We start from the raw sequence: 25,065 nt of genomic DNA on the forward strand, positions 1-25,065 counted from the left end.
TGTACTGTGAAAAAAACAGATGATCGGATGAACATTTACAATGGTGAATCGAACGATAACTCGCTTGCTCATTTGTTTCGCTGCAATACTTCTCCTAACCGTAAGCTTTCCTGTTGAAATAGAAATCGGTCAAAAAATCGTTTACGCCGAGCATTCGTTACCAATCATAAGCGACCAAGGGATTATTACGATTGAGGTTTATCCTAGAAAACATAAGTTAATTGTCAAAAAGCATGGAAAAACAGTAAAAACTTATCAGGTTGCAGTTGGTAATCCTTCTACACCTACACCAGTTGGAGAATACAAAATCATATCCAAAGGAAAAGATTGGGGACCCTCATTCGGTCCACGATGGTTAGGCTTAAACGTCCCTTGGGGAATTTATGGCATCCACGGCACAAACAAGCCACACTCCATCGGACAGCATTTGAGCCATGGTTGTATCCGCATGCGAAACAACGACGTCATCGAACTGTTCAAGATGATTCCACTCGGAACAAAAGTAACGATTTATGGTCATATATTGGGGGACCCGAGCCACGACCCTAGAGATTTAGCCGAAGGCGATGTTGGTGGAGATGTACAGCTCATCCAATCTCGATTGAAGAGCGCTGGTTATTATCACGGGGTATGCGATGGCAAGTTTCGATCCTCGACAACTGCAGCTCTAAAGAAATTTCAACGGGATCGAAAGTTAATACCAAACGGTGTCGTGTCCAAAAAGGTATACGAAGAGCTTGGATTGCTGGAATAAATCCCGACAAGATTCGTGATACACTACATGAACCTTCTAAACATGCTTCCAATCCCATTTGTTCCTTGGAACGTTCTGAATACCTCGTTCGCTATGCGTACACCATTTAAAATGGAATCCATATCAAGGTTTAGATTTGAAACCCTTGGCGCTCTAGACTCTTTTCTCGTCCTACGGCTTGTTTTTGCCCACTCTTGATAATACTGACCAAGGGATTCAGGATTTTTTTGCAGCTTTCTGACCGAGACCTTATTTGACTTGAGCCAGTCAGAAAACTCTGGGGTAAAACCATTGATTTTTCTAGCCACTCTTCACTCTCACCTCGTTTCATAAATGAATAATGCAAAGGGATTGTATGTCCCTTTGCATTACTCTTTTGCTAAACCCATTTCCTAATCACAATCACATCCGACAATGACAAGCAAAACAAACAATACCAGGATCAGAGCAAAGTCATCAAAGCCATTAAAGAAACCCATTCTGCCTCCTCCTTTCCTTAGACACAGTACTGTATGCGTATCGCGGCTATTTTGCCTGTACCATGACCTACTAAGCAAAAAGGACGCAAGCATTTGCCTGCGCCCTTTTTCATGCTATTGAAGTCCGATTTGCGATTTTACTTGCAGAACCCCGCCTTGGAAAGAAAAATTCGCATTTGCCCCAATCGCCCCTTCTCCCTTATACATGTAGACGATCGTGTGTCCTTCCTCTCCCTTTTTCCCAACCTCAGCAAGCAGTTCGCCTTCTCCGCCCACTATTTTTTTTACTTCCTCCAAGCTCATCCCATTTTCAATCTGTTCAAATTCACTCTTCGTGATCGTTGCTTTCTCTGTCACTGCAGGAGCAGTCGCTTCTTGTGCTGGTGTAGCTGGCGCGGTTCCTTCAGCTGGAGCCGTGTCAGCTGGCGTTGTTGGAACAGGTGCTACCGTATCCGTTGATTGCCCGGAGCTACATCCAACCAACATGATGGCGAAAGCCACTATGAAAAAAGCCATTTTTTTCAAAGAAATTCCCCCTAAATTGAAATAAATCTCTCCTACCATAATCCAAAATATGACTACCAACAAGAATAACAACCTGACAATTCTCGACAAATACGAATAACACATGTACGACTTTTCAGGCATAAGAATGCAAAAAGAGCCTAGTTCAAGGCTCCCTTTGCGTTGTAATTACTCTTTTACATAAAGCTGATACATCTCGGTTTCTTCATCAGTTGCTTTTGCGATTCGAAAAGCTTCTTCCACGCTTTTCTTGTTTTGAATTACCTCGTAGAAAAAGCGCAGTGCGAACATCAGCGCAGAATTTCCGTCTGGGTAATCCTCTGGCCCGATATACGTCTGGCAACCACTGTCCAGAAAGGCCTTCGCTAATTCGGGATCACCAAGCGAGCATCCGTTACCTAACACGATTTTTCCATCCAGCTTGGCAAAACGCCTTACCTCGTCAGGACCAAAATCACCCTTTGGTTCTCCTTCCTCATAAACGTCCTCGCCCAGTTCTGGCATGATGAGGCTTCCCTCATCGCCATGGAAATTCAGAATAATCATGTCGGTATTTGGGTATAGGTCGCTGCCATTCAATACATCGATCAAATCGCTTGGTCGACCAATCCAGTACGTAAAGACTCGAGCTCCAAAATACTCAAGTGTATTTCGGATTGCTTGGCTATCCAGGTCCGTATCCGGACCGACTACTAAGGCAACATTCATTTCAGGTTTACTCATCGTGATATTCCTCCATATTGTTGTAAGTGGTTTTTATTTGTGGGTAGACAAAACCATTTACATGGAGGGGGTCGGGCCAACTGGTGAATGGCAAGACGTTACTTTTTGATCATCAAGTAGGAAAACTCCTCTTCAATTGGAATATTTGATAAATTTTCAGTAGTATATCATCCGAAACTTGGCATGTAAAGTTGCTCTACTAACAAAAAACTACGCAAACCCTTTTTTGATTTTGGACTTCATATCACGATACAGCTCTCCGTATGTAATCGCATGCTCGATATGCGAATAGGAAAGTACGGAATCTCCATCCTTGCTCTCGCAGCACGCAAAGAACAAACTTTCCATCAGATTGTGATTTTCGATGGAATTGGTAATATGGACGCAATCCTCAATCGAATCATGAGCGTCATGCTTGTAAAAAAGAAACGTCCCTTCCTTGAACGCCCCTTTTTTGTTGGCGTCTTTCCAAATGAGCATGCCCAAGGTAATAAAGTACCCTTCCTGGAAACGGATGACGCCTGTAATAACAGAATTAATCGTGGTCGGAATGATCGCAATCGAGTCATTGAGCTGATTGACGTATTCATACAACACTTTATTGGATTCTCGAAGATCAGCGATTGGTACATGAAGAAGCTGCTTGTCTCTTAATTTTTCTACGAGTTGCTGAACACATAGCGTCTTATTCAAAGTTGAAATCACAACCTCATCACTTCTCCCATTGTAAGTAAGTGCCTTCTTTACGTTATTCGTGATGAATGGACATATCCCTACAAAATTCGCACAAATCTTCTTACCCGCGGTCAAGATTTGCTCTACCGTGAATATTACTTAAACCATCCCATGTAAAAAAGCCCTTCATGCCTTTATGTGGCGAGAAGGGCTTTTTGGCGCAAATTTACGCCTTTCCTTTTAAATAATCATCTTTTAGCTTCTTTTCCTGCTCGTCGGTAGTCATCTCTTTCTCCAATACTTGATACATCAGTTCATCCTTTACATGGCGAGAGATTCCTTTTTCCTGATGATTCGGGACCGATGTGCTCGTGATAGAGTCTTGTTCCATACTGTGTACCTCCATGGCTTTTTGGGGTTAGCTTACCCGAAAGCGCCCACTCCATTCACCAAACCCGCTGAACACTGAGCATTTTTCGCAGCTCGTCGACCGAACGGGGAATATTTCCGCCAAGTTCCCGCTTCCACTGCTCAGGCAGTGCCTCCCACACATCAACGAGCAACGGCATACCCAGATGAAGACTCTCCAGCATAGTTCTATTTTCCAATGCCTCCTGCGGATCTCCCGCGAACACAAGCCTGCCTTCATCCATGATGCAAATCCATTCTGCCCATTCAAAGGCAATATCCATATCATGTGTCGCCATCAAAACAGTCGTTCCTTGCCGGTGAATGGTATCGAGCTCCCGCAGCAAATTTTTTGTCTGATAGCGATCCAGATACGCAGTAGGCTCGTCCAATAGCAAAAGCTCGGGCTCCATGACCATGACCCCCGCGAGTGCCAGACGTCGTTTTTGTCCCAGGCTCAAATGATGAATCGGAGCTTCTGCCAGCTCTCTCAATCCGAATGCATCCAGCACCTTTTCTACCTTTGCCCGGATTACGTCCTCAGGCAGCTTCTGATTGCATAAACCGTAGGATATATCTTCCGCGACCGTGCTTGCGATCAGCTGATGCTCGGGATCTTGAAAGACCAAGCCTACCTTTTGCGTCATCTCTTGCAGTGCGGCTCGTTTGTATACAAGCGGTTTCCCCTTCCACAGCACCTGTCCCTGCTGTGGCTCGATGATCCCGTTTCCATGCAAGAACAAGGTCGACTTCCCACAGCCATTTCGTCCCAAAAGGACACATTTTTTTCCCTCTGGAATCCATAAGGACAGCCCTGACAGGACGGGTCCCCGCCCTCCCGAATACGTGTACTGCAAATCGATGAACTCCAACAACCTTGATGTCATAACCACCAACCTCCTGTCCACCACTCAAGCAGTACCAGCAGCATACAGCCTACGATTGACTCCCACTCATAGCGTCGCGAACGAGCATGTGTATGAAACGAGAGCACCTGCATGCTCTCCCCGAAGCCTCTAGCCGCCATTCCTTTGTGCAAAGCTTCGTATTTGCGCATTGCTCTGACAAACAATTGCGCAACGAGAACCCCTGCATCTCGAAGCGTCGCGCGGAAGCCGCGGTGACCTCCCCGAGAACGTTGGGCAATCCATAGCTGGTGAGAAATCGTTACCAACACAAAAATAAACCGATACATGATCATTAATAAGTCAGTCACAAGGACAGGCATACGAAGCCGGCGAAGTACCTGCAAGGTTTCAGCAAACGGCACGGTAAACAAAATGAAAGCAAAGCAAGATAAGCTCGCCATGGTACGCCAAAACAAAACCCAAACTTTACCAAATGATGACATAGGCACATAGAGCACATACGAACCCAACTCCCATGCTGCCACGACCTGGACGTGTACTTCTCCTGCTCTCGCCCCTTCTACCAATAGGGCAGGGAGCCCCGACACGAAAAACGAGAGCGACACGATCATAAAGGCACAATAGATACGGACAGGAATACGGGCATACACCACTACCCATACCGTCATCCAAACAACGACGGCCATCTGCATCCATACATGTCCCACCAAGACGAGTAGTAACAATGCACTCGCCAGCAATAGCTTATGAGCTGGCGGCAGACGTTTCAGCCTGTTTTGATAAGAGAGAGAATCAGGTTGCAGCCCGTTCATTTTTTCCGTTTATCCAACCGACCTTTGTACAAGCCTACAGCGTAGCCAACCACTCCCGCTCCCAACGCCGCCTGCACCGCAAACAATAGACTCTCCGTCTCTCCCCCTGGTGGTTCTATCAGCGGTTGAAACCACGGCTCGTAGTTCGGAGCAATTTCCTTGATCGCTTCCTCTGCCACGCCGTCTGCGCCGCCAAATTCCGAATCCTGCACCAGCAACAGCGGGACAATCGCGAGTACGATTACCCCCAAGAGTAAAAGCCAGTTCCATCCTTTTTTCACAGCGATTCCTCCCGTTTGAGCAAACGAAGCTGTGTAAGCTCTTTTGCGTTGTAAGATAACAACCAGTTCCAAACGAGGACGGTCAACAGACCTTCACTGATTGCGAGCGGTACTTGCGTGAATGCAAAAATTCCTGCAAATTTGGCAAACGAGGCCAACACTCCACCAGATTCAGCTGGAAATGCGAGTGCCAGTTGAATCGAAGTCACCACATAGGTAGCGAGGTCAGCCAAAGCAGCCGCCGCAAAAACAGCCAGACGTTGGCTTCCGTTGACCTTCATGATCATCCGATAGATTCCGTATGCCACCAGTGGTCCTACTACAGCCATGGATACAGCATTTGCCCCTAGTGTAGTCAAACCTCCATGTGCCAAAAGCAAGGCTTGAAACAAGAGCACCATGCTCCCTAACACAGACATCGCAAAAGGCCCAAACATAATGGCGCCAAGCCCCGTCCCAGTCGGGTGAGAGCTGCTACCTGTAACCGAAGGGATTTTCAATGCAGATAAAACAAACGCAAACGCTCCAGCAACGCCAATAAGGAGCTTCATTTCGGGATGTTCTTTTACAATCTTGTTAATCGAGCGAATCCCAAGAATAAAAAATGGCAAGAAGACAGCCCACCAAAATAAGGCCCAGGATAATGGCAAATACCCTTCCATGATGTGCATCGCATGTCCTGTCTCTGGTTCATTGAGCAAAAAATACAGGACAAAGCCCGCGATCATCAGACAAGTCGATACGAGACGAGATCGATTCATGTTCATTCCTCCTTCACTGACTTTTGTTCTTTGCCTACAAACAAAAAAATCCCATCCATCAATGGACGAGATGTGCACACAAAACAACAGACTGACTATACAGCCTCATTGCCTCGTATTCACCGCTCCTTTCCGCGAAGGTTCTGTGGGTGTGGCTACTAGGTAGGTCTCCTGGCTTCCAGATCTATGCGCTCTTTGTCCTTCCCCATACGAAAATGAGTGGTTTCCTTCTCAAAGAGAGCTCCCTGGTTACAGTGGCGGGACCGCTCGGGACTTTCACCCGATTCCCTGTTACCCTTTATGCGTCACATAAAGGCACCTAACGCCGACAATATGAAATTGACAGACAATTCATGTTTGTCCACATCATTATACCGGATCACTACATAAATCGGAAGAATATAAGCAAAAACGCATAAGTCGATGACCCACTACAAACGGAGCCATCTACCTATGCGTACTTGTTCTATCTATTCTTTTGCGTCTACGCCAATTACTTCACTAATATGTTTAAAACCATCGCGCTGCATGAGCTTGAGCAGCTTTTTGTTAATTTGTTTGGCGATACCTGGGCCCTGATAAATCATCCCCGTATACACCTGAACGAGACTGGCTCCTGCTCGGATTTTCGCGTAGGCGTCTTCGCCGTTATAAATACCTCCGACACCGATGATTGGTACCTTGTCTCCTACTTCTTGATAAATCTCCTTCACCCAAGCAGCGGAACGCTCCGTAAGAGGTCTTCCGCTCAAGCCACCAGCTTCCTCGGCAAATCGATGTCCGGAAACCGCCTCGCGTGACAGTGTCGTATTGGTAGCGATAATTCCGGAAATGCCTTCTTCAACAGCAGCGTGAACAACATCACGCATGTGCTCATCCGACATGTCTGGTGCTACTTTCAGCAATATCGGTTTTTTCTTGATGGCACGCGCTTCCATTTCGGTCGCCTTTTCCCTTACTGCACGCACCAAATGACGCAAGCTCTCTGTTTCCTGCAAGTCACGCAGATTCGGGGTATTCGGAGAGCTGATGTTAATGACGAAATAGTGACCGTATGCATAGAGCATGTCCATACATTTGATATAGTCGATGGCCGCCTCTTCATTCGGCGTTACTTTGTTTTTCCCAATGTTAATCCCAATCGGAACATCTGAGTATGCGTAACCGACCAAATGCTGGGAAGCCAAATACGCACCGTGATTGTTGAAGCCCATCCGGTTAATGACAGCTTGATGTTCCGGCAATCGGAACAAACGCGGCTTCGGATTGCCTGGCTGCCCCTGCGGCGTCAACGTCCCGATTTCCACAAATCCAAAACCAAGAGCACCCAACGCATGATAGACTTCTGCATTTTTATCAAAACCGGCTGCAAGTCCGACTGGATTCGGAAACGTCATTCCCCACAGCTTATTCTCCAACCGCTGGTCTTTTACCTGATAGATCATCTTCAGGATGCTTTTGCCTGGAGCAGAATCCTCCACCAGCCTTAAGGCACCAATTGTCTTTTCATGAATCTCTTCCGCATCTTGCTGGAACAGATAATTTCTTATGAGCTGATACATCGGCTGCACTCCTTACTCTGTTTCTACCTTTTTACCTCATAGTAGAATACCATACTTTTTCGGACGGATGTAACCTTTATACCTGATACATATTTCCAAGCAAGCAGGCAAATCCTAACAGCACCACCACGCACAGGGGGATAAGTCTTTCATGAAAGTGGACGGAAAAATCGGGATTGGTCAAGCCATTATGGTGATGATGCTGACGATCGGCATTACGAACCACGTAACCGTCATCCCCCTCTTATTGAGTAAAGCCGGAAGAGATGCTTGGTTGAGCGTGTTGCTTGCTGGTATCCCCTTTTCCTTCTGGGCGTATCTGCTGTTTGTGATTAATCGAAGTTTGGATCAACAGTCTTTGTATGAATGGATTTCACAACGGTCAGGAAAAATCGTCAGCAATCTCTTGCTCGTTCCAATCATGATTTGCCTGTATCTTATGGCGCTAACGAATCTGATCGATACGCAAACTTGGACAACCGTAAACTACTTGCCTCGAACACCCGAGTGGGTGACCGCTTTAGCCTTGATTGGGCTATGTGTACTCGCTTCTATTGGAGGTATGACCTCCGTTGGAATCACCGCAGGCGTCTTGCTCCCCATAGTCGTGTTGCTCGGATTTTTCGTTGCTTTTGGCAATATTCCCAAAAAGGATTATAGTCTTTTGCTCCCGCTTTTCCAGAACGGTTTTCGTCCGCTGCTACATGGGATGCTTTACGTTGGCGGCGGTTTCACCGAGCTGTTTCTGCTCCTGTTGCTCCAGCATCACGTACGAAAGCCGTTTCGACTCGTACACTTTTTTGTCATGCTCGGTATCACGCTGCTGTTGACACTCAGCCCACTGACAGGGGCAATTGCAGAATTTGGACCTGTGGAGTCCTCTCGTCAACGTTTTCCTGCATTTGAACAATGGCGGCTACTCACGATCGGAAAAGACATCGAGAACATGGAGTTTTTCTCGATTTTTCAGTGGCTTTCTGGTGCTTTTATTCGAATAACGCTTTGCCTGATTCTTTTAGGAGATTTGATCACGATACGAACCCGAAAGCAACGCAAATTCATGATGCTGTTTTTCGGCGGAAGCATGATTGCCCTCACCAGCCTCCCTTACAGCGACATGCAATTCGTAGCCTTCTTATCGCGTGTATACTACCCACTTTACTTCGTCATCATGGTTGTTGTCTCACTCGCGCTCATCCTGATATCCCTGCGCAAACCATCCAGACAGGAGGGGGCCCCTTATGACCCTTGAAGAGGAACTGCGGGAAAAATTCGCGCATTGTGCGGACGTCGTTTTTTTGCGCACGGTCACATCTGAGGACCAGCCTGTATTGATGCTTTATTGCGAAGGACTTGCAGACGTTCGTCAATTACAAGATACGGCCTTGCCGCAATTGGAGCGATTTCTGGCTATTGGTGATTTGCGTTCCCTGCCTCTTTTTCCGCTCTTCACGAATCCAGAGTTGTGGGTTGAGCGACTGTTTGCAGGAGATTTGCTGATTTTCATTGGAGACTCCCCGCCATTCGCCTGGGATATCTCCAATCGGCCGGAGCGTGGCCCTGAGGAAGCCAATACAGAGATATCGATCAAAGGTCCCCGCGACGGCTTCGTCGAGGATCTTTCCACGAATGTGGCTCTCATTCGCAAGCGTATGCGAACCATTACCCTGGCCTATGAGCCTTTTATTCTCGGAACGCGCTCGCGTACAAGAGTTGCGATGATGTATATCACGGATGGGGTATCTTCGGATCTCGTGGAGATGATGCGCGAGAGGCTCCTCAATTGTAGGTCAAAAAAAATCTTGAATAGCGCTATCCTGGAAAAATTACTCAGTGACAACACTCGTTCGCTGTTTCCGTTAGTTGATTATACGGGACGTCCTGACTTTGCGATTTACATGCTGCTGCAAGGTAAAGTGATCGTGTTGATAGACGGCTCACCCTTGGCAATCGTGGCCCCTGTTACCTTGCTCGAACTCATCAAATCTCCCGAAGATGATCAGTATCCGGTTACTTATGTATGGCTGGAACGCATGCTGCGCCTGGGTGGATTTTGGATCGCGATCTTTTTGCCTGGCTTCTGGATTGCCCTGTCCGCCTATAATATAGAGCAATACCCTTTTCAATTGCTCGCTACCGTTACACAAGGCCGAAAAGGGCTGCCGTTTTCCGCGCCGATGGAGCTTTTTATCATCTTGTTTATCTTTGAATTTCTGCGTGAGGCAGGTGCCCGTTTGCCCAAAAACGTCGGGCAGACACTGGCATTAGTCGGAGCACTGATCATCGGGGATGCTTCCATTCGTGCAGGACTGACATCGCCCTCGATGCTTTTTATCGGCTCCCTTACAGTCGTTGCCTCCTTCACACTGGTCAACCAGGCATTAAGCGGAGCCGTTACCGTGGCCCGTTTCGCTGTTTTCTTCCTTTCCGCAACCATCGGCATGTATGGCTTTATCCTCGGGATGATTGCCATCGTATACTACTTGTCTACCTTGACCTCCTTTGGCAGATCGTATATTTTGATGGGTTCATCCAACTCCTTGTCCACACTGTTCATTGTCTTGTTCAAGACCATGACCAGTTTTTTTCGGACGAGATCGGGTGGCGATCATAAATGAAGTGCATGCGGATTGCTTCTGCTATGCTGCTGTTGGCAACGACTCTTCTTAGCGGCTGCTGGGACCAGAAATCGATTCAGGACCTTCGCTACTTATCTGCAATTGGCATTGATTACGTCAACAATGAATATGTTTTATACGCCCAATCCACCGATTTGTCTACCGTCGCCAAGCAGGAGTCATCAACCACCCTTCAAGCACCACCTGCGACCATTTCGATCGGAAAAGGGAAAACGCTACAGTCTGCCTTTGATAACCTGCAAAAAAACGCACAGGTACCCGTGTTTCTAGGCTTTGTATCCTCCCTCGTATTTCATGAGCGTCTCTTGCAAAAGGGCGTTACTACCTCCCATGATATTATGAATCGATACGGTTTGATTCGTTACACCAAATGGGTATTCGGAACGCGGGAGCCGATTGACAAAGTATTAAGCGCTCATTCTTTGGTCGGATTTTCTCCATTGGACTCTCTCTTGCATCAGCCAAGAGATGTTTACGAGCAGCGTTCGTTTATCGAGCCGATCCAATTTTTTCGGTTTATCTCGAACTATTGGGAGCCATCAAACACCGTGTTATTGCCAAACATCACGCTGTACGAGCGTTCGTGGAAAGAAAATAACCGTTATATTTCTCGTCTCTCCATCGATGGCATCCACGCCATACATCGTGGAAATTGGCAGCGTTACTTCCCCAATCGTGATTTAATGGGGATTCGGTGGATGAATAGTGACACGAAATTTGCTGGCCTCATTGTGAGACAAAACAACATTCCCAAAGCAACAATGCGCATTGAGCATGTCAAATTGGACATCACTCCGATAACCACCGGGGACCATCCTCGTTATCAGGTCAATGTTCGACTAAAGGGGTTCGTTCGTGAAATGATGAGTACGGTTACGCCTGCTTTCGTACGGAAAAACTCTGAAGAACAGGTAGCCGAGCAAATTCGCGGGACGTTTCTGAAAGGAGTCAAGGCAGGGGTTGATCTGTATAGCTTGGAGGAAAGTTTGTTTAAAAAAGACTATCAGGCTTGGCGAAAATACGAAATACGCAAGCGAAATAAGCTCACACCTGATTCCCTGACCCAAATCCAGGTGCATATGTACTTAAGTGATTCCGGAAAAATGAAGATGGATTCGGTCAAATACCCTGACCCGCTTGGGCCGAATGAATAATTAAAAAACTGCTTGCCGTAAGCTCGGGCAAGCAGTTTCTTCTTTACTATTTATCGTTGAAGCTAGTTTTTCACCAGTAAAACTTCTTCGATAGAAGCATATGGCAGGTTATGCGCATCAGCTACAGCCTTGTAAGCGACTTTGCCGTCGATGACGTTTACGCCTTTTGCCAATGCTTTGTTGTCGCGAATTGCTTGTGCGTAGCCTTTGTTCGCCAATTGTACAGCGTAAGGAACGGTTACGTTGGTCAGGGCCAATGTAGATGTACGAGCGACTGCACCAGGCATGTTGGCTACAGCGTAGTGAATCACACCGTGCTTCTCATAGGTTGGCTTGTCATGAGTTGTGATGCGGTCAACGGTTTCGATCGACCCGCCTTGGTCAATCGCAACGTCTACGATCACAGAACCAGGTGCCATCTCTTTTACCATGTCTTCTGTTACCAGGCGTGGAGCACGAGCACCTGGAATGAGTACAGCTCCTACCAGCAAATCTGCTTTTTTCACAGCGTTTGCGATGTTGAAGGAATTGGACATCAGCGTTTGAACGCGGCCTTGGAACAGGTCATCCAGTTGGCGCAGACGGTCTGCGTTTACATCGATGATCGTTACATTTGCACCCAGTCCAAGCGCCATTTTTGCTGCGTTTGTCCCTACGATTCCGCCGCCGATTACGACTACCTCGCCTTTTGGTACGCCTGGTACGCCACCGAGCAGAACACCTTTTCCACCGTATTGCTTTTCCAAGAATTGCGCGCCGATTTGAACGGACATGCGGCCTGCTACTTCAGACATCGGCATCAACAGAGGCAGAGCGCCATTGTCGAGCTGGATGGTTTCGTAAGCGATTGCAATCACTTTTTTATCGATCAATTCACGAGTCAATTCAGGCTCTGGTGCGAGATGCAAATACGTGAACAGAATCAGACCCTCGCGGAAATATCCGTATTCAGCAGCGAGTGGTTCTTTTACTTTCATTACCATGTCAGACGCCCAAGCCTCTGCTGCTGTTTCTACGATCTCAGCGCCTACTGCCTTGTAATCTTCATTCGTAAAACCACTGCCTTGCCCTGCACTTGTTTCTACACGAACGGAATGTCCGTTTTGTACCAGAGCAGCTACACCTGCTGGGGTAATGGCTACGCGGTTCTCATTATTTTTAATTTCTTTTGGAATTCCAACGATCATGATAAGTATGTCCTCCTTGGAAACGCCAATTTCTTTGCGGTTACTATTATTGTACAGCGTATCCTCGGGCATACTCCTTGGAGATTCCTTTAATTTTAGCGTCTTTTCATTTGTGAAAATTCACAAACAAACTACTGTTCCCCATCTAATTTGGCTATTTTCAACTCTAAATATAAGGCAGCCCGCTGGTTCATATTGTCGAGATCGACACGCATGATCTCCTCAATTCGTCTCAGTCGGTAGCTCAACGTATTAATGTGGATATGCAGGCGCTCTGCTGTCTTGTTGACCTTGCCAGCGGCATCCAAAAAAGTCTCCAATGTCGTCAAGAGCGTGGTCTGGTTGTCCCGATCGTACTGTCTGAGCTTTTCCAGCCGTTCATTCTGGTAGCCCTGCTCCTCTTCCCACTGCTTCAGTTGTAGGAGGTATCGATAAATCCCAAGCTCGTGGTACCCGTGAATCCCCTCATTTTCCTGCGGAAACAGCTTTTTGATCTTGAGCGCATGCAGCGCTTCCCTGTAGCTTTTCACAATATCTGTATACGACTTGTAATCTCTTCCGTACCCGGCAATCACCTGGCGTCCTTCCGTGACATGTGCTTCGAGCTTGCCGAGCGAGTCGGAAAGGAACTGTTCCACCTTACGAATGAGTACGTCACTCTTGTCTTTTTTTGCATCGGACAGACCGATCAATAAGATGATTTGCGAGCCGTCGACAACCCAGAGCAGCTTGTCACGCATTAATAACGGATACAAGTACTGGTCCAGACGCGCTCCTGCCGCTTCAATAATACAAATTAGATAAGAGGTTGGAAGCTGCATCTGCAAGGTGTCCGCTTTTTGGCGAATGACAGCCTCACTGCTGTGATTCCCCAGTAACAGCTCCCACAGAAATTCCTTGCGTCGCTGCTCCTCCGCCTTGCGTTTTCCCTGCCGTTGGATGAGACGTGAGACGGCTACGCGTGCTGCCTGACGAAGAATTTCATCATCTTCCCGGGTAATCGGTCGATTCACCTCTTGTGCCCAAATGTAACCGAGCACGTCGCTCCCTCTGCGAATGGCAATCGCCACACGTTTCCCCAAGCCGATTTCGTCCTTGGCCGGGATGTGTACGGGGTCGCCTTGCGTTAACAGCTCCTGAAATACGCCGTCCTTCCAAAGGCGCGTCAGCACTTTTTCCGGTACCCGTCGCCCCATGATGGTAGACCAGCGCGCTTCATCTGTGCTTTCTCCGTGTGAGCTGTAAGCAATCAGTTTATGATCGGCATCTTCAACCGTAATCGGATTTTGCAAAAGTTCTCCAATGACATCAGCTAATTCCTCGATATCAGCATGCTGATACTGTTGAAAATAGTTAGGCTCTACGGGCACACTTTCACCTCTTTACCGCTCTTTTCTACGCGTTCCTCTATTATAGTAGAAAACATGACTTCGCTAAACGCTCTGTCTCAATTAATAAGAAGCGGTCGGAATCATGTCGCTGTCATGCGAATTGACACAAAGGAATCTGGTGACCTCGCCTGTACGGTTCACCCAATTGTGCGGTACGGATGAATCCATATGAATGCTGTCGCCGGGGAACAAATCATGCTCCTCTTCCCCCAGCAAAAGAGTCAACACACCCTCGAGGACGTAAATAAACTCTTGCCCCTTATGTACAAAAGGCGTGCCTTTTTCTCCATACGGTGAAAGCGTGACGAGAATCGGTACCAGCGACGGATTCGTCAAATCACCGGACAGGTCCTCATACACAAAAGGCGCATGCAAAAGCCCAGATCGCTCTTTGCTCGCCCTGCGTACCTGCCCATTCCCTCCACTCGACTCACCCGAAAAGAAATAGCCTGGGCTCACTCCCAAGGCTTCCGAAATTTTTTTCAATGACTCCAGCGTGATGGATGACTTCCCACGCTCTACTTGGGACAAAAAGCTGATAGACAGCTGTGTTTTTTCTGCAATTTGTTTGAGTGTCTTCTTCTTGCCGACACGAAGCGATTTGATTAATACACCAATGGTAGGTTCCATTTGCATACCTCGCCGTAAAAAGGATAGGTCTATCATACTCTTTCTCGAAAAAAGTTGTAAAGTTAGCATAAGTATCAACTTTTACTATTGCTACAAATTATATTACATTTTATAATCTTTGTTATTATCAGATTTGTAACCGCTTTATTTTTAAAAAATTGAAGTGCTACTTCACTCATAAATTGAAGTGATACTTCAATATCTACCGACAAAGGAGGATTACCCGATGGCATTACAAACACAAGCCGACGTTTCCAAAAAGGTTCAAAACAAAGCATTGGTCGCGAGCCTTATTGGCAGCTCCATTGAGTGGTTTGACTTTTTCCTGTATGGAACCATGGCATCGCTCGTATTCAACAAGCTATTTTTTCCTTCGTCAGATCCAGCTGTAGGCTTACTGCTCTCTTATCTCTCATTTGGTCTTCCCTTTTTCATCCGGCCTTTGGGTGGCGTGATCTTCAGTCATATCGGGGACAAAATCGGTCGTAAAAAGACGCTGGTCTTGACGTTGTCGCTGATGGGAGGCGCTACCGTCTTGATCGGTTTGCTGCCTGATTACAATGCCATTGGCGTCTGGGCTCCGATTCTTCTCGTCCTGATGCGTTTGATTCAAGGCTTGGGGATCGGCGGTGAATGGGGAGGTGCATTGCTTCTCGCCGTAGAGTACTCCGGCAAAGGCAGACGCGGCTTTTTTGGAAGTATCCCGCAAATGGGTGTAACAATCGGCATGCTGCTCGGTACGTTGGCCATTTCTTTAATGAGTGCGCTTCCCGATGATCAATTCATGTCTTGGGGCTGGAGAATTCCGTTTCTGTTGAGTGCAGCACTTGTCTTTTTAGGACTCTGGATTCGCAATGGCATCGATGAAACACCAGCTTTTCAAGAAGCAAAAAAGACGGGGAACATTGCGAAAGTTCCCATCGTAGATACATTTCGCTATCACTGGAAAGCTGTTCTGATTGCCGTCGGAGCCAAAGTGGTAGAAACCGCGCCATTCTATATTTTCTCGACGTTTATTATTGCCTACGCGACGAACTACTTGGGCTACGACCGAATAACGGTACTCAATGCCGTGACGATCGCCACATTAGTGACAACCATCGCGATTCCGTACATGGGCATGCTGTCCGATAAGGTAGGCAGAAAGCCATTGTATATCGTGGGAACTATAGCGATGATGCTGTTTGCATTCCCTTACTTTTATATGCTGTCATTGAAATCAGCTCTCTGGCTTACCGTCGCTACAGTCATCGGACTCGGGATTCTCTGGGCTCCGGTCACAGCTGTATTGGGTACGATGTTCTCCGAGATTTTCAGTACGAATGTACGCTATACTGGGGTAACGGTTGGCTACCAGCTCGGCGCTGCTTTGGCGGGCGGTACTGCTCCGCTGATCGCTACTGCCTTGTTAAACTCCTTTAACTCGTGGGTGCCAATCGCTTTGTACATTGTCATTTCCGGGGTTATTTCTCTCATTGCAGTTTCTGCTACGAAGGAAACAAAGGATTTGGATTTGGACGAATCCTGATGGAAAGGAAGAATGAGATGCTAGTATTAAGCCGTGAAAACATTGAACAAATCTATACGATGAAAGATTGCTTGGAAGATGTGGAACAAGTCTTCCGTGAGCATATGCTGGGAAACGTCACCACCCCTGTTCGTACTGCCATTGACCATCCAAAATACGGAGCAACCAGTCTATATATGCCGTCCTATTTGGAAACGGACGATTACGTAGCGGTAAAAATCATCAGTATTTTCCCGGAGAATCACAAGCACGATATCAAAGCACTCCAAAGCGTGATCGTGTTGACCGAAGCAAAAACTGGACAGCATGTGGCAATGATGGACGCGAGCCTGTTGACGATTATGCGCACAGGTGCAAGCAGTGGTGTTGCAACCAAATACTTGGCAAAAGAAGATGCACAAAGCTGTGCTGTATTGGGATGCGGGGCACAATCCATCGGACAAATTCAAGCCGTCATGGAAGTCCGTCCGCTGACAAACATTTATCTCTATAACCGCACACGTGGGAAAGCGGACGAAATGAAACAAACACTACTCTCGCTCTACCCGGAGTGGCAAGGCCAAATCACGGTTATGGATGACGCCAATGAAGCGGTTGCGAATGCCGAAATCGTGATTTGCAGCACCAAGGCTACCAGCCCGTTGTTTGATGGAACACGCTTGCGTCCTGGTACGCATATTAATGCCATCGGTGCTTTTCTTCCCCATATGCAGGAGGTCGACTTGACTACTGTACAAAACAGCAAAGTCGTGGTCGATACACTCGAGGGAGCCCAGCACGAAGCCGGCGATCTGCTCATTCCGATTGAACGCGGCGAATGGAGCTTTGAACAAATGCACGCTGAGCTGGGAGACATTCTGATTGGGAAAAAGCCTGGCCGAGAAAACGATGAAGAAATCACGCTGTACAAATCCGTGGGTATTGCTTATTTGGACACAGCCGTTGCCAAAACGGTCTATGAACGTGCGAAAGCAAACGGCATTGGAACAGAAATCAGCTTGTAAATCATGGCTTATAAAAAACAGCCGCCTTCCCACCCGGGCTTTGGCGGCTGTTTGCTTTTTCCTATCTACAAAAGTCGTGCGATTGCATCGAGCATCTGCTCTTTTTGAAAAGGCTTCACGACAAAATCACTCGCTCCTGTTTTCATCGCTTCCAGCACCTTCTGCCGGTGCCCGATTGCCGAGCAGATCAAAATTTTGGCATCACGGTCAAAATCCAAGATGTGGCGCATGGCTTCAATCCCGTGCATGTGCGGCATGGTAATATCCATGGTGACAATATCTGGCTTGAGCTCCTTGTACTTTTCAATTGCCTCCAAACCATTGCTCGCTTCTCCACAAACTTCATGTTGTTCGCCTAGCATATCCGTTAGCACCCTTCTCGTGAAGGCTGCGTCATCTACTATCAGCAATCGGGCCATGCAGTCTTATCCCCTCGCATCTCGCTTGCTATTCTACTTCCTACTTTTGCAGAAATCGCAAGGCTTGTCCACGAGAGAAAATGACTTCTTTTGTCGAATAGCGCGAAATCCGATCGGTATTATGAAATAAAGCCGATTCGCTCGCTGCTCTCTTTCGAATCGCTGTCGCTGGCGGGCTCAGCTGTCCCATTCGACGCCAGAGGACTATCTGGTTTCGGGTGTGGAGTGGTCTCTCCAATCTCCGGTCGATCGACCTGTGTTACCTCATCTGGAATATGAATCTGGGGGATTTCCACCATATCGTTTTCCATCGCGTGTACGCCTCCCTTCTGTTCCCGCTATGCAGGATGTTCTCCATACGATTAGCCTGTCCGTATCCCTTTTTTCCATGCACAACCTTCACAGAACCGATATAATAGGCATGACGTGTATTTATATTTTTAAGTGGATTATGCTTTTTTTCTATGGAGGAATCCCGCATGCCAAAGCTGCTGCCATTTCCCGTCTTATTTACTGGTTTGGTAGTCGGGCTGCTTCTGCTCATTACCAGTCAGTTCGTTACAAGCATGAAGCATCTCGATAAAGTCATAAATAAAAGCAGCCATTCTTCTGACAAAGTGCGTGTCGCCCTGTTGTTGGAGGGCCCCACTTATGATCAAGGCTGGAACAGCAGTGCACTGGAGAGTATGACAGAACTGCAAAAAAGATTTAACTTTTCACTCGAAATCGCTAATAATATAAAACCGGAGCAGATCACGAAGGTGGCTGAGAAATATGCAGCCAACGACTATGATCTCATACTCGGTCATGGCCTCATCTTCTCTGAACCTTTTACAGACGTGGCGAATCGGTATCCGAAATCACACTTTGTTTCCTTTAACGGAGAGGCTCCGCATCCGAATCAGACGACGATTCGTTACGATATGAAGCCTGCCGGCAAGCTCGTCGGTATCCTAGCCGCTAAAATGACGAAATCAGATAAAGTCGGATACATCATGGTAGACAAGCCCACAGAGTTACTTCAAGTAGAGGGCTTTATCGATGGCGTGAAAAAGGCATCGCCCCAAACCACTATCGTTGTGGGAAAAGTTCCTGATTTCAATGACATTGAGGGGGCCATTCGCACGACTCGCGACATGATTTCACAAGGTGTGGATGTCATCTACACCACAGGCGACAGCTTCAATCTCGAAGTGATTACAGAAGCGCAGCGCGCAGGAGTATTCACCATCGGATATATTGCCGATCAGCGCTACATCGCTCCAGACTACGTGCTTGCCTCCATGATGCAGGATGTTCGTCAGTGCTACCGCATCATTACGGAACAGTTTATTCAAGGGGACCTCCCCAATGGAAAAGTTATGTACGGACTTGCCGAAGGAGTCAACCATCTCAGTCAATTCGGACACATGGTGCCAGCAGATGTACGTGAAGATTTAGAACGGGAACTGAAAAATCTCATTCCTTCCCGTGGCTCGTATGGAGGTTAATCAGCATGCCCCTTTTCAGCAATCTTGGATTTCAGAAAAAAATCATGCTCAGCTATCTCGTAATGATGCTTCTCATCGGTTGCGTAACGACCCTGTTCAGCTATCAAATGACCAAGGTCACCTCTGATGAAGTGTATTTGACGCAAAACCTCTTACCGCAAACGAGCGCCTTACTGGAAGTCAAAAACCAGATTTACACCAAGACATATGCGTTGAACATGTATACATTGACACGCGACGAGTCTTACCTGGATCAGTACTATACAAATCTGATCGATACCGCTCGTTTTTCCTCGCTTCCCAAAACCGAGGCGAACAGTGGCTTGTTTACCATTATTGAATCGATATCAAAACTGGACTTTATTTTTTTGAACAAAATAAATCCGTTGCTGCAAGCAGGGAATGTTCCCGCCGTCAGCTATGTCCTTTCCAATGAAGTACAGCCATTGCTCGACCGGTTGGAACGAGATCTGTCCTTTTCACTCAATCAGCTGGAGTATCAGACGAACAAAGAGTTTCAGAATTCGAATGAGAGCATAAAAGTCTCGTTGATCCTGACGTATTCGGTTTCCGTAGCCTCTATCTTGTTTGGGCTATTCTGTACGTTTTACTTCCGAAATGAGCTGCTGCGCCCGATCCAGTCTCTGATGCAGCAAGCGCGTGAAGTATCGAAAGGAACATTCGGCCAACAAATCGTCTATACCCATCAAGATGAATTCCTTGAGTTGGCGCAGGAGTTCAATAAAATGTCGAGCAGCATCGCCAATCTATTCGCACAAGATGAAAGGCAACGGCAAATTTTAACCGAAGAAAAAAACATCCGGGAGCAAATCTTAAACTCTCTGCCTGTTGGGATTATTACCCATTCCCATGCGACAGTCGGTCTTCATGTAAACCAGCTGGCACAGCATTTGGTCAAGCTCGACGATCACGGTTACCCCGTATCCAAGGTTTCCTTTGAAGCACCCACATGCAATGAGCCGACCCCCTGGTTCGTCAATCGCAAAATGACCTTGTATAAAAAAGACGACACGCCATTCATTGCCCTGGTCTCCTACATTCCTTTGCACAATCATCACCACGATCAGGAAACGGGGTGGATGGTCGCCTTTTTGGACATTACGGAACAGGAGCAAATTCAAGAGTACTTGAATCAATCCGAGAAGCTGGCCATGGTCGGTCAGCTGGCAGCGGGAGCCGCTCATGAAATTCGCAATCCGCTAACGGTCATCTACGGCTTTATTCAGCTATTGGAACAGCGTTTATCGAATCAAGAGCGCGATTTATACTACTTGCCCTTGATCTTACAGGAAATTGAACGGGTCAACCGCATCGTGACGGAGTTGTTGATGCTCTCTAAACCGTCCAAGCCCGATTATCGCGAGGTTGCGCTAACAGGTGTCGTTCATTCGATTCTTCCCTTGATGAATGCCGAGGCCATGCTGCATGGGATTGAAATCGTAGACCGCTGTGATCCGAGCATTCGCATTCACGTCGATGTCGAGCAATTAAAGCAAATCCTGTTAAATTTAATGAAAAACAGCATTGAAGCCATGAAAGACGGCGGCGTTCTCTCCATTGAAAGCCGCCTGGACGAACAAGCTGTCCATATTCATGTCAAAGACACGGGAGAAGGCATTTCCCAAGAGTATCTGGTGCGTATATTCGATCCGTTCTTCTCCTTAAAAGAGGATGGGACAGGTCTCGGGCTGCCAATTTCGCGTCGAATGGTTGAAAACCACGGTGGGGAGCTGCACGTGAACAGTAAGCTGGGGAAAGGAACGGAAATCATCATCACGCTACCGCTTACTCCAAAAGAAGATTAGACTTGCGCATCCAGCCAAGCGAACATCTTGCGCGTATACATCTCCATATCTTCTCCGACAAACAGATGGCTGGCCCCTTGCGCCAGCCATTTTTCATACGGTTTACCTGCCCGCGTCAGCGCATCTGCCAATTTATGAGCATGCTCCACTCCCACATTCTCATCTTCCGTTCCATGTATGATCAGCACAGGGCAAGAAATCTCGTCCATCCGATACAAAGGCGTCCGATCGCGATAGGCATCCTCCTGCTTGCGCGGGTGACCGATGATTCTGCGCAGCATCCTTCTCAGATCAACCCGCTCCTCATAGGTCAAAAACATGTCGCTGACGCCGCTCCATACGACGCAAGACAGCATGCCTTTGCACTCCATTGCAGCAAACAAGGCCATGACGCCACCGCGTGAAAAGCCGTAGACGCTGATTCGCTCCTTATCCACCTTCTCCAGGTTGCGGAGCAATTCAAATGCAGCAAACACATCATGCCTGTCTGCCCCACCGAATTCATCCCGGCCCTCTCCGCCTTCGTTGCCACGGTAATGAGGAGCGAGGACCACGTAGCCAAAGGCTGCCATTTGGCTAATTCGCTCGGGTCTTACCCGTCCCACTCCTTTTATCCCGCCTCGGCAATACAGGAGAGCTGGCAAACATGCTCCCTCCTGAAAATAGGCCTCTGGTACAGCCAAGGCGGCTTTTACCAGCAAGTCTTGACTGTAGTAGCTGACGGTATAGAGCTGCACTCCCGGATGGACTGTCTCCTCGGGTGTACATGCGACAAATGGTGAAGTCTCTAGCTGCATCCTGCTCACGATTCCTCTCTCTGTGATCTCGTAATCGTATCCACAAGCGTCACCATCGAAGGTGATAGCCATTTCTTTTTATGATAAACAAGCTGAATGGAAAAAGGCGGCTTATCTGACTGAAACGGGATGGCTGTGAGCACCCCTTCTGCAAGCTCTCTCTTGACCGCCATGAGCGGCAACAAAGCTACACCCAAGCCACAGCGTACACACTGCTTGATCGCTTCCGGATTGCTGAACTGGCAGGCGATTCGCTGACTCATTCCAGCCTCTCCAAAGGCCTCCAGCAGCATGCCCCGATACGTACAGCCTTCTTCGGTCAATACAAGTGGCTCGCCGCCCAAATCATGGACAGTGAGTGCCGTTGCTGTTGCCAATCGATGTACGGGTGGCATGACGATCACCAATTCTTCCTCACGAATAACGTGGGTGACTAACTCAGGGTCTGTACAAGGGCGATCGAAAATGATTCCGAAATCGAGATAACCATCTCTGATCTGTTGCACAATTTCTGCTTCCCCAGCCGTCCGCAATACTAAATCAACCTGAGGGTATTGCTGACAAAAAGCCTGCAAATACGGCGGCAGAAAGAACGCCGCCAATGTATCAATCGTTCCAATGGCAATCGGACCTGTCATCTGTTGCTTAATCACTTCTTTAGATTCCCCATACAGACGAATCAATTCCCGTGCATACGGCAGCAAGGCTTCACCTGCTTGCGTCAGTCGCAGCTTGCGTCCGTATCTTTCAAATAGCGGTGCTCCATACGACTGCTCCAGCTTTTGCATTTGTGCCGTTACCGTCGGTTGAGCATAGCCCAGTTCTTCTGCTGCCCGTGTAAAGCTCCCATACCGAGCTACTTCGCGAAAAGTATGTAAATAGACCAGCTCCATCCCGCTGCCTCCCATAGAAATTAGTAATGATCCTCATTGAATAGTATAGATAACTGTGATGAATGCTTCAATGCTATGCTTTTATACATAACCATCACACGTACCGAGGAGGATTTTGATATGTCCCTTGTTTTGCAAACACCCGCCGCGTCATCTGAAGTAGCCCGCACTCATTTTCTCAACAAGCTTTCTCTCGAGACAGATGTCGCTGATGTATGGAATGACATCCAAAACCGAATGGAAGGCTTCTACATCCTGGATGCTCGCAGCGAGAAAGCATATCGGGATGGTCACGTTCCCAGGGCTCTGAATCTCCCCCATTCCCTTATTTCCGCTGAAACGACGGCTGTTCTGGACCCGACCAAGCTCATGGTCGTCTACTGCTGGGGTCCCAACTGCAACGGTGCTGCGAAGGCGTGCGCGAAACTGGCCGCTCTTGGCTTTCGAGTAAAAGAAATGCTCGGCGGGTTTGAATACTGGCTAAAGGAAGGAAATCCCCTGGAACACTAGACGCAAAAAAGGACGGGAATTATCCCCGTCCTTTTCACGTTATCGCAAGGCTTAGTAGCCGCGTTTTGCGTTCTTTTTGTTGATTGTCGCAAGGTTCTCTTCGCTGTGCTTCATCCATTTTTTCATCTTATCTTCGAAAGAAGCTCCGCTTTCTCGTTTTGCATTCCCTCCGCGGTCGCCTCCACGATATCCACCACCACGGCGTTCTTCACGTTCCGGACGCTCAGGCGCTGGGAGTGCTGCGCGAACCGAGAGCGAGATTTTACCTGCATCATCAATGGAGAGTACTTTTACCTTTACTTGTGCCCCCACGGTAAAGTGATCATTGATATCCTTAACAAAACCGTTTGCTACTTGGGAAATGTGGACCAGCCCCTGCTCGGTTTCGCTGACTGCTACGAACATCCCAAACGGTTTAATCGCTGTCACTTTTCCTTCGATGATGCTTCCCACTTGTACTGCCATCCAGTTTGCACTCCTTTTATTTTTTCAGAAAAATGGTGAGAACCTCAAACCAGAAGCCTCATTCTCTTAGTATAGCAGAGAAATTCCAATACTGAAAAGCCTATTCTTTCTAGGCGCTTATTCCAAACTATTTATGGCCTAGTTCGAATGCATCCATTGCCATAACGAGCTCTTCATTTGTCGGGATTACCATTACTTTAACTGGAGAGTACTTCGTGCTAATAAATGCCTCGCCTTTGCTTGTGCGATTTACCTCACGATCAAGGTTCACTCCAGCATATTCCAGACCAGCGCAAACCAGTTCACGCACGGCAGAACTGTTTTCTCCAACACCAGCTGTAAAGATAATGCCGTCGACTCCGTTCAGTCGCGCGAGGTACAGTCCCACATGCTTATGCAAAATAGTGGTAAATAATTCCAGCGCAAGCTTACTGCGATGATGTCCCTCTTCTGCTTTTTTCATAACGTCGCGCAAATCATTGGATACACCCGATACGCCCATGAGACCGCTATTGTTATTCAGAATCTTAATAGCGCCAGCCGTGTCGGTCTTTTCAATTTCCTCAATATACGGGATGATACCTGGGTCAATGTTTCCGCTACGCGTACCCATGGACAAACCAGCCAACGGCGTCATCCCCATCGACGTATCATACGATTCACCATTTCGGATCGCCGTGATACTTACCCCGCTTCCGATGTGGCAGCTGATCAAACGAAGCTGCTCTTTCGGGCGACCCATCATTTCTGCTGCACGGCCCATTACATAGCGGTGAGATGTTCCATGGAAACCGTATTTACGAATACCGTATTCCTCGTAGTATTCATAAGGCAGTGCGTACAAATACGAGGATGGTGGCATCGTTTGGTGGAACGCTGTATCAAAAACAGCTACGTGAATCAAATCAGGAAACAGACTTTGAGCAACTTCAATCCCGGTCAGGTTAATGGGGTTATGAAGCGGGGCGAAACGGGACAGGTTACGAATTTCGTCTTTTACTTGGTCATTAATAATAACGGACTGCTTAAATGCTTCCCCGCCGTGGACAACACGATGGGAAACGATATCTATCGAATATTGTTTGAGGGATTCAAACACTCCCCGAATAGCATCTTCATATTGGTCACGCTGGATTTGCTCCAAATAATCATGCGCAATCAATGTTTTGGAAGGCATTTCATACAGCTTGTACTTCACCGAAGAACTTCCGCAGTTCAGTACAAGGACATTCTTTTTTTCTACCACGATCTACTCCACTCTCCAATCATTCAATCGCAGCCTT

The 25,065-nt window shown here is 47.5% G+C and carries 29 protein-coding genes and 1 riboswitch; of the genes, 9 read left to right on the top strand and 20 right to left on the bottom strand.

Features of this window, described 5'->3' with window-relative positions; translation table 11 throughout:
* The first annotated feature begins 40 nt into the window (after nucleotides 1-40).
* The gene (locus PMI05_RS05615) at nucleotides 41-754 is read left to right on the top strand and encodes a L,D-transpeptidase family protein (RefSeq protein WP_007718509.1); all 714 of its coding nucleotides are present in this window, start codon (nucleotides 41-43) and stop codon (nucleotides 752-754) included.
* A 23-nt stretch (nucleotides 755-777) separates the two neighbouring features.
* Here PMI05_RS05615 and PMI05_RS05620 read toward each other — a convergent pair whose 3' ends face one another.
* From PMI05_RS05620 to PMI05_RS05665, 11 genes are all read right to left on the bottom strand, one after another.
* A complete protein-coding gene (locus PMI05_RS05620) occupies nucleotides 778-1,062 on the bottom strand; it encodes a hypothetical protein (protein WP_039960314.1) in 285 nt (94 codons plus the stop codon).
* A gap of 84 nt (nucleotides 1,063-1,146) precedes the next feature.
* A complete protein-coding gene (gene yjcZ / locus PMI05_RS31755) occupies nucleotides 1,147-1,326 on the bottom strand; it encodes a sporulation protein YjcZ (RefSeq protein WP_081496796.1) in 180 nt (59 codons plus the stop codon).
* A gap of 21 nt (nucleotides 1,327-1,347) precedes the next feature.
* On the bottom strand, nucleotides 1,348-1,749 hold the full coding sequence (locus PMI05_RS05630; protein WP_238543255.1) for a hypothetical protein: 402 nt from the start codon (nucleotides 1,747-1,749) through the stop codon (nucleotides 1,348-1,350).
* 177 nt (nucleotides 1,750-1,926) lie between these two features.
* Nucleotides 1,927-2,481 (bottom strand): hypothetical protein, encoded by a 555-nt coding sequence (locus tag PMI05_RS05635; protein ID WP_007718514.1) that lies wholly within the window; start codon nucleotides 2,479-2,481, stop codon nucleotides 1,927-1,929.
* A 210-nt stretch (nucleotides 2,482-2,691) separates the two neighbouring features.
* Entirely contained in the window at nucleotides 2,692-3,186 is a 495-nt protein-coding gene (locus PMI05_RS05640) for a hypothetical protein (RefSeq protein ID WP_039960318.1), read from the bottom strand.
* Nucleotides 3,187-3,382: 196 nt separating this feature from the next.
* Nucleotides 3,383-3,547, bottom strand: coding sequence for a hypothetical protein (locus PMI05_RS30975; RefSeq protein WP_007718517.1), 165 nt, complete (start codon nucleotides 3,545-3,547; stop codon nucleotides 3,383-3,385).
* A 55-nt stretch (nucleotides 3,548-3,602) separates the two neighbouring features.
* A complete protein-coding gene (locus tag PMI05_RS05645; RefSeq protein ID WP_007718518.1) occupies nucleotides 3,603-4,451 on the bottom strand; it encodes an energy-coupling factor ABC transporter ATP-binding protein in 849 nt (282 codons plus the stop codon).
* Nucleotides 4,448-5,245: a cobalt ECF transporter T component CbiQ gene (cbiQ, locus tag PMI05_RS05650; RefSeq protein WP_007718519.1), complete on the bottom strand. Its 798-nt coding sequence runs from the start codon at nucleotides 5,243-5,245 to the stop codon at nucleotides 4,448-4,450. Before cbiQ ends, PMI05_RS05645 begins: the two co-directional genes overlap by 4 nt.
* On the bottom strand, nucleotides 5,242-5,526 hold the full coding sequence (locus tag PMI05_RS05655; protein WP_007718520.1) for an energy-coupling factor ABC transporter substrate-binding protein: 285 nt from the start codon (nucleotides 5,524-5,526) through the stop codon (nucleotides 5,242-5,244). The genes cbiQ and PMI05_RS05655 overlap by 4 nt, the downstream gene beginning before the upstream one ends.
* Complete coding sequence (locus PMI05_RS05660; protein WP_007718521.1) at nucleotides 5,523-6,287, bottom strand: energy-coupling factor ABC transporter permease; 765 nt, start codon at nucleotides 6,285-6,287, stop codon at nucleotides 5,523-5,525. Before PMI05_RS05660 ends, PMI05_RS05655 begins: the two co-directional genes overlap by 4 nt.
* 143 nt (nucleotides 6,288-6,430) lie before the next feature.
* Nucleotides 6,431-6,625, bottom strand: a riboswitch (cobalamin riboswitch).
* 132 nt (nucleotides 6,626-6,757) lie between these two features.
* Nucleotides 6,758-7,849: a quinone-dependent dihydroorotate dehydrogenase gene (locus tag PMI05_RS05665; RefSeq protein ID WP_007718522.1), complete on the bottom strand. Its 1,092-nt coding sequence runs from the start codon at nucleotides 7,847-7,849 to the stop codon at nucleotides 6,758-6,760.
* Nucleotides 7,850-8,000: 151 nt separating this feature from the next.
* On the opposite strand from PMI05_RS05665, the gene PMI05_RS05670 reads away from it, so the two are divergent.
* From PMI05_RS05670 to PMI05_RS05680, 3 genes are read left to right on the top strand one after another with little or no spacing between them, the layout of a single operon-like run.
* Nucleotides 8,001-9,101 (top strand): endospore germination permease, encoded by a 1,101-nt coding sequence (locus PMI05_RS05670; RefSeq protein ID WP_007718523.1) that lies wholly within the window; start codon nucleotides 8,001-8,003, stop codon nucleotides 9,099-9,101.
* Complete coding sequence (locus PMI05_RS05675; RefSeq protein WP_007718524.1) at nucleotides 9,091-10,467, top strand: spore germination protein; 1,377 nt, start codon at nucleotides 9,091-9,093, stop codon at nucleotides 10,465-10,467. Before PMI05_RS05670 ends, PMI05_RS05675 begins: the two co-directional genes overlap by 11 nt.
* Nucleotides 10,464-11,642, top strand: a complete 1,179-nt coding sequence (locus PMI05_RS05680) for a Ger(x)C family spore germination protein (RefSeq protein ID WP_007718525.1) — start codon at nucleotides 10,464-10,466, stop codon at nucleotides 11,640-11,642. Before PMI05_RS05675 ends, PMI05_RS05680 begins: the two co-directional genes overlap by 4 nt.
* 62 nt (nucleotides 11,643-11,704) lie before the next feature.
* Here PMI05_RS05680 and ald read toward each other — a convergent pair whose 3' ends face one another.
* The 3 genes from ald to PMI05_RS05695 form a co-directional block, all read right to left on the bottom strand.
* Complete coding sequence (gene ald / locus PMI05_RS05685; RefSeq protein ID WP_039960320.1) at nucleotides 11,705-12,829, bottom strand: alanine dehydrogenase; 1,125 nt, start codon at nucleotides 12,827-12,829, stop codon at nucleotides 11,705-11,707.
* A 131-nt stretch (nucleotides 12,830-12,960) separates the two neighbouring features.
* Nucleotides 12,961-14,199 (bottom strand): CdaR family transcriptional regulator, encoded by a 1,239-nt coding sequence (locus tag PMI05_RS05690; RefSeq protein WP_007718527.1) that lies wholly within the window; start codon nucleotides 14,197-14,199, stop codon nucleotides 12,961-12,963.
* An 81-nt stretch (nucleotides 14,200-14,280) separates the two neighbouring features.
* Nucleotides 14,281-14,850 carry a helix-turn-helix domain-containing protein gene (locus PMI05_RS05695; RefSeq protein WP_007718528.1) on the bottom strand — a complete coding sequence of 190 codons (570 nt, stop codon included), beginning with the start codon at nucleotides 14,848-14,850 and terminating at the stop codon, nucleotides 14,281-14,283.
* Nucleotides 14,851-15,076: 226 nt separating this feature from the next.
* Here PMI05_RS05695 and PMI05_RS05700 point away from each other — a divergent pair, with 226 nt between their 5' ends.
* Complete coding sequence (locus tag PMI05_RS05700; RefSeq protein WP_007718529.1) at nucleotides 15,077-16,378, top strand: MFS transporter; 1,302 nt, start codon at nucleotides 15,077-15,079, stop codon at nucleotides 16,376-16,378.
* A gap of 17 nt (nucleotides 16,379-16,395) precedes the next feature.
* Complete coding sequence (locus PMI05_RS05705; protein WP_007718530.1) at nucleotides 16,396-17,382, top strand: ornithine cyclodeaminase family protein; 987 nt, start codon at nucleotides 16,396-16,398, stop codon at nucleotides 17,380-17,382.
* Between the two features lie 65 nt (nucleotides 17,383-17,447).
* Here PMI05_RS05705 and PMI05_RS05710 read toward each other — a convergent pair whose 3' ends face one another.
* Nucleotides 17,448-17,801 (bottom strand): response regulator, encoded by a 354-nt coding sequence (locus PMI05_RS05710; protein ID WP_039960321.1) that lies wholly within the window; start codon nucleotides 17,799-17,801, stop codon nucleotides 17,448-17,450.
* A gap of 119 nt (nucleotides 17,802-17,920) precedes the next feature.
* Nucleotides 17,921-18,112 carry a hypothetical protein gene (locus tag PMI05_RS05715; RefSeq protein WP_007718535.1) on the bottom strand — a complete coding sequence of 64 codons (192 nt, stop codon included), beginning with the start codon at nucleotides 18,110-18,112 and terminating at the stop codon, nucleotides 17,921-17,923.
* Nucleotides 18,113-18,280: 168 nt separating this feature from the next.
* On the opposite strand from PMI05_RS05715, the gene PMI05_RS05720 reads away from it, so the two are divergent.
* Together PMI05_RS05720 and PMI05_RS05725 are read left to right on the top strand one after the other, a co-directional pair.
* Nucleotides 18,281-19,291: a BMP family ABC transporter substrate-binding protein gene (locus tag PMI05_RS05720; RefSeq protein WP_007718536.1), complete on the top strand. Its 1,011-nt coding sequence runs from the start codon at nucleotides 18,281-18,283 to the stop codon at nucleotides 19,289-19,291.
* Nucleotides 19,292-19,296: 5 nt separating this feature from the next.
* Nucleotides 19,297-21,117, top strand: a complete 1,821-nt coding sequence (locus PMI05_RS05725) for an ATP-binding protein (RefSeq protein ID WP_007718537.1) — start codon at nucleotides 19,297-19,299, stop codon at nucleotides 21,115-21,117.
* Here the strand turns inward: PMI05_RS05725 and PMI05_RS05730 are convergent.
* Together PMI05_RS05730 and PMI05_RS05735 are read right to left on the bottom strand one after the other, a co-directional pair.
* On the bottom strand, nucleotides 21,114-21,914 hold the full coding sequence (locus PMI05_RS05730) for a S9 family peptidase (RefSeq protein WP_007718538.1): 801 nt from the start codon (nucleotides 21,912-21,914) through the stop codon (nucleotides 21,114-21,116). The genes PMI05_RS05725 and PMI05_RS05730 overlap by 4 nt on opposite strands.
* A gap of 5 nt (nucleotides 21,915-21,919) precedes the next feature.
* Nucleotides 21,920-22,807, bottom strand: a complete 888-nt coding sequence (locus PMI05_RS05735; protein ID WP_007718539.1) for a LysR family transcriptional regulator — start codon at nucleotides 22,805-22,807, stop codon at nucleotides 21,920-21,922.
* Nucleotides 22,808-22,927: 120 nt separating this feature from the next.
* On the opposite strand from PMI05_RS05735, the gene PMI05_RS05740 reads away from it, so the two are divergent.
* Nucleotides 22,928-23,317, top strand: coding sequence for a rhodanese-like domain-containing protein (locus PMI05_RS05740; RefSeq protein ID WP_007718540.1), 390 nt, complete (start codon nucleotides 22,928-22,930; stop codon nucleotides 23,315-23,317).
* Nucleotides 23,318-23,368: 51 nt separating this feature from the next.
* Here PMI05_RS05740 and PMI05_RS05745 read toward each other — a convergent pair whose 3' ends face one another.
* Both PMI05_RS05745 and PMI05_RS05750 read right to left on the bottom strand, forming a co-directional pair.
* Complete coding sequence (locus PMI05_RS05745; RefSeq protein ID WP_007718541.1) at nucleotides 23,369-23,782, bottom strand: S1 RNA-binding domain-containing protein; 414 nt, start codon at nucleotides 23,780-23,782, stop codon at nucleotides 23,369-23,371.
* Nucleotides 23,783-23,909: 127 nt separating this feature from the next.
* Nucleotides 23,910-25,028, bottom strand: a complete 1,119-nt coding sequence (locus tag PMI05_RS05750; RefSeq protein WP_007718542.1) for an acetate/propionate family kinase — start codon at nucleotides 25,026-25,028, stop codon at nucleotides 23,910-23,912.
* Between the last annotated feature and the right edge of the window lie 37 nt (nucleotides 25,029-25,065).

Origin of the sequence: Brevibacillus sp. BC25 (assembly GCF_000282075.1) — a bacterium.
GTDB lineage: Bacteria > Bacillota > Bacilli > Brevibacillales > Brevibacillaceae > Brevibacillus.

Excerpts from the sequence above, each read along its gene's own strand:
- PMI05_RS05615 (WP_007718509.1), top strand. The coding sequence starts at position 41 with ATGGTGAATCGAACGATAACTCGCTTGCTCATTTGTTTCGCTGCAATA.
- yjcZ (WP_081496796.1), bottom strand. The coding sequence starts at position 1,326 with ATGCTTGCGTCCTTTTTGCTTAGTAGGTCATGGTACAGGCAAAATAGC.
- PMI05_RS05630 (WP_238543255.1), bottom strand. The coding sequence starts at position 1,749 with ATGGCTTTTTTCATAGTGGCTTTCGCCATCATGTTGGTTGGATGTAGC.
- PMI05_RS05635 (WP_007718514.1), bottom strand. The coding sequence starts at position 2,481 with ATGAGTAAACCTGAAATGAATGTTGCCTTAGTAGTCGGTCCGGATACG.
- PMI05_RS30975 (WP_007718517.1), bottom strand. The coding sequence starts at position 3,547 with ATGGAACAAGACTCTATCACGAGCACATCGGTCCCGAATCATCAGGAA.
- PMI05_RS05645 (WP_007718518.1), bottom strand. The coding sequence starts at position 4,451 with ATGACATCAAGGTTGTTGGAGTTCATCGATTTGCAGTACACGTATTCG.
- cbiQ (WP_007718519.1), bottom strand. The coding sequence starts at position 5,245 with ATGAACGGGCTGCAACCTGATTCTCTCTCTTATCAAAACAGGCTGAAA.
- PMI05_RS05660 (WP_007718521.1), bottom strand. The coding sequence starts at position 6,287 with ATGAATCGATCTCGTCTCGTATCGACTTGTCTGATGATCGCGGGCTTT.
- PMI05_RS05665 (WP_007718522.1), bottom strand. The coding sequence starts at position 7,849 with ATGTATCAGCTCATAAGAAATTATCTGTTCCAGCAAGATGCGGAAGAG.
- PMI05_RS05670 (WP_007718523.1), top strand. The coding sequence starts at position 8,001 with ATGAAAGTGGACGGAAAAATCGGGATTGGTCAAGCCATTATGGTGATG.
- PMI05_RS05675 (WP_007718524.1), top strand. The coding sequence starts at position 9,091 with ATGACCCTTGAAGAGGAACTGCGGGAAAAATTCGCGCATTGTGCGGAC.
- PMI05_RS05680 (WP_007718525.1), top strand. The coding sequence starts at position 10,464 with ATGAAGTGCATGCGGATTGCTTCTGCTATGCTGCTGTTGGCAACGACT.
- ald (WP_039960320.1), bottom strand. The coding sequence starts at position 12,829 with ATGATCGTTGGAATTCCAAAAGAAATTAAAAATAATGAGAACCGCGTA.
- PMI05_RS05695 (WP_007718528.1), bottom strand. The coding sequence starts at position 14,850 with ATGGAACCTACCATTGGTGTATTAATCAAATCGCTTCGTGTCGGCAAG.
- PMI05_RS05700 (WP_007718529.1), top strand. The coding sequence starts at position 15,077 with ATGGCATTACAAACACAAGCCGACGTTTCCAAAAAGGTTCAAAACAAA.
- PMI05_RS05705 (WP_007718530.1), top strand. The coding sequence starts at position 16,396 with ATGCTAGTATTAAGCCGTGAAAACATTGAACAAATCTATACGATGAAA.
- PMI05_RS05710 (WP_039960321.1), bottom strand. The coding sequence starts at position 17,801 with ATGGCCCGATTGCTGATAGTAGATGACGCAGCCTTCACGAGAAGGGTG.
- PMI05_RS05715 (WP_007718535.1), bottom strand. The coding sequence starts at position 18,112 with ATGGAAAACGATATGGTGGAAATCCCCCAGATTCATATTCCAGATGAG.
- PMI05_RS05720 (WP_007718536.1), top strand. The coding sequence starts at position 18,281 with ATGCCAAAGCTGCTGCCATTTCCCGTCTTATTTACTGGTTTGGTAGTC.
- PMI05_RS05725 (WP_007718537.1), top strand. The coding sequence starts at position 19,297 with ATGCCCCTTTTCAGCAATCTTGGATTTCAGAAAAAAATCATGCTCAGC.
- PMI05_RS05730 (WP_007718538.1), bottom strand. The coding sequence starts at position 21,914 with ATGCAGCTAGAGACTTCACCATTTGTCGCATGTACACCCGAGGAGACA.
- PMI05_RS05735 (WP_007718539.1), bottom strand. The coding sequence starts at position 22,807 with ATGGAGCTGGTCTATTTACATACTTTTCGCGAAGTAGCTCGGTATGGG.
- PMI05_RS05740 (WP_007718540.1), top strand. The coding sequence starts at position 22,928 with ATGTCCCTTGTTTTGCAAACACCCGCCGCGTCATCTGAAGTAGCCCGC.
- PMI05_RS05745 (WP_007718541.1), bottom strand. The coding sequence starts at position 23,782 with ATGGCAGTACAAGTGGGAAGCATCATCGAAGGAAAAGTGACAGCGATT.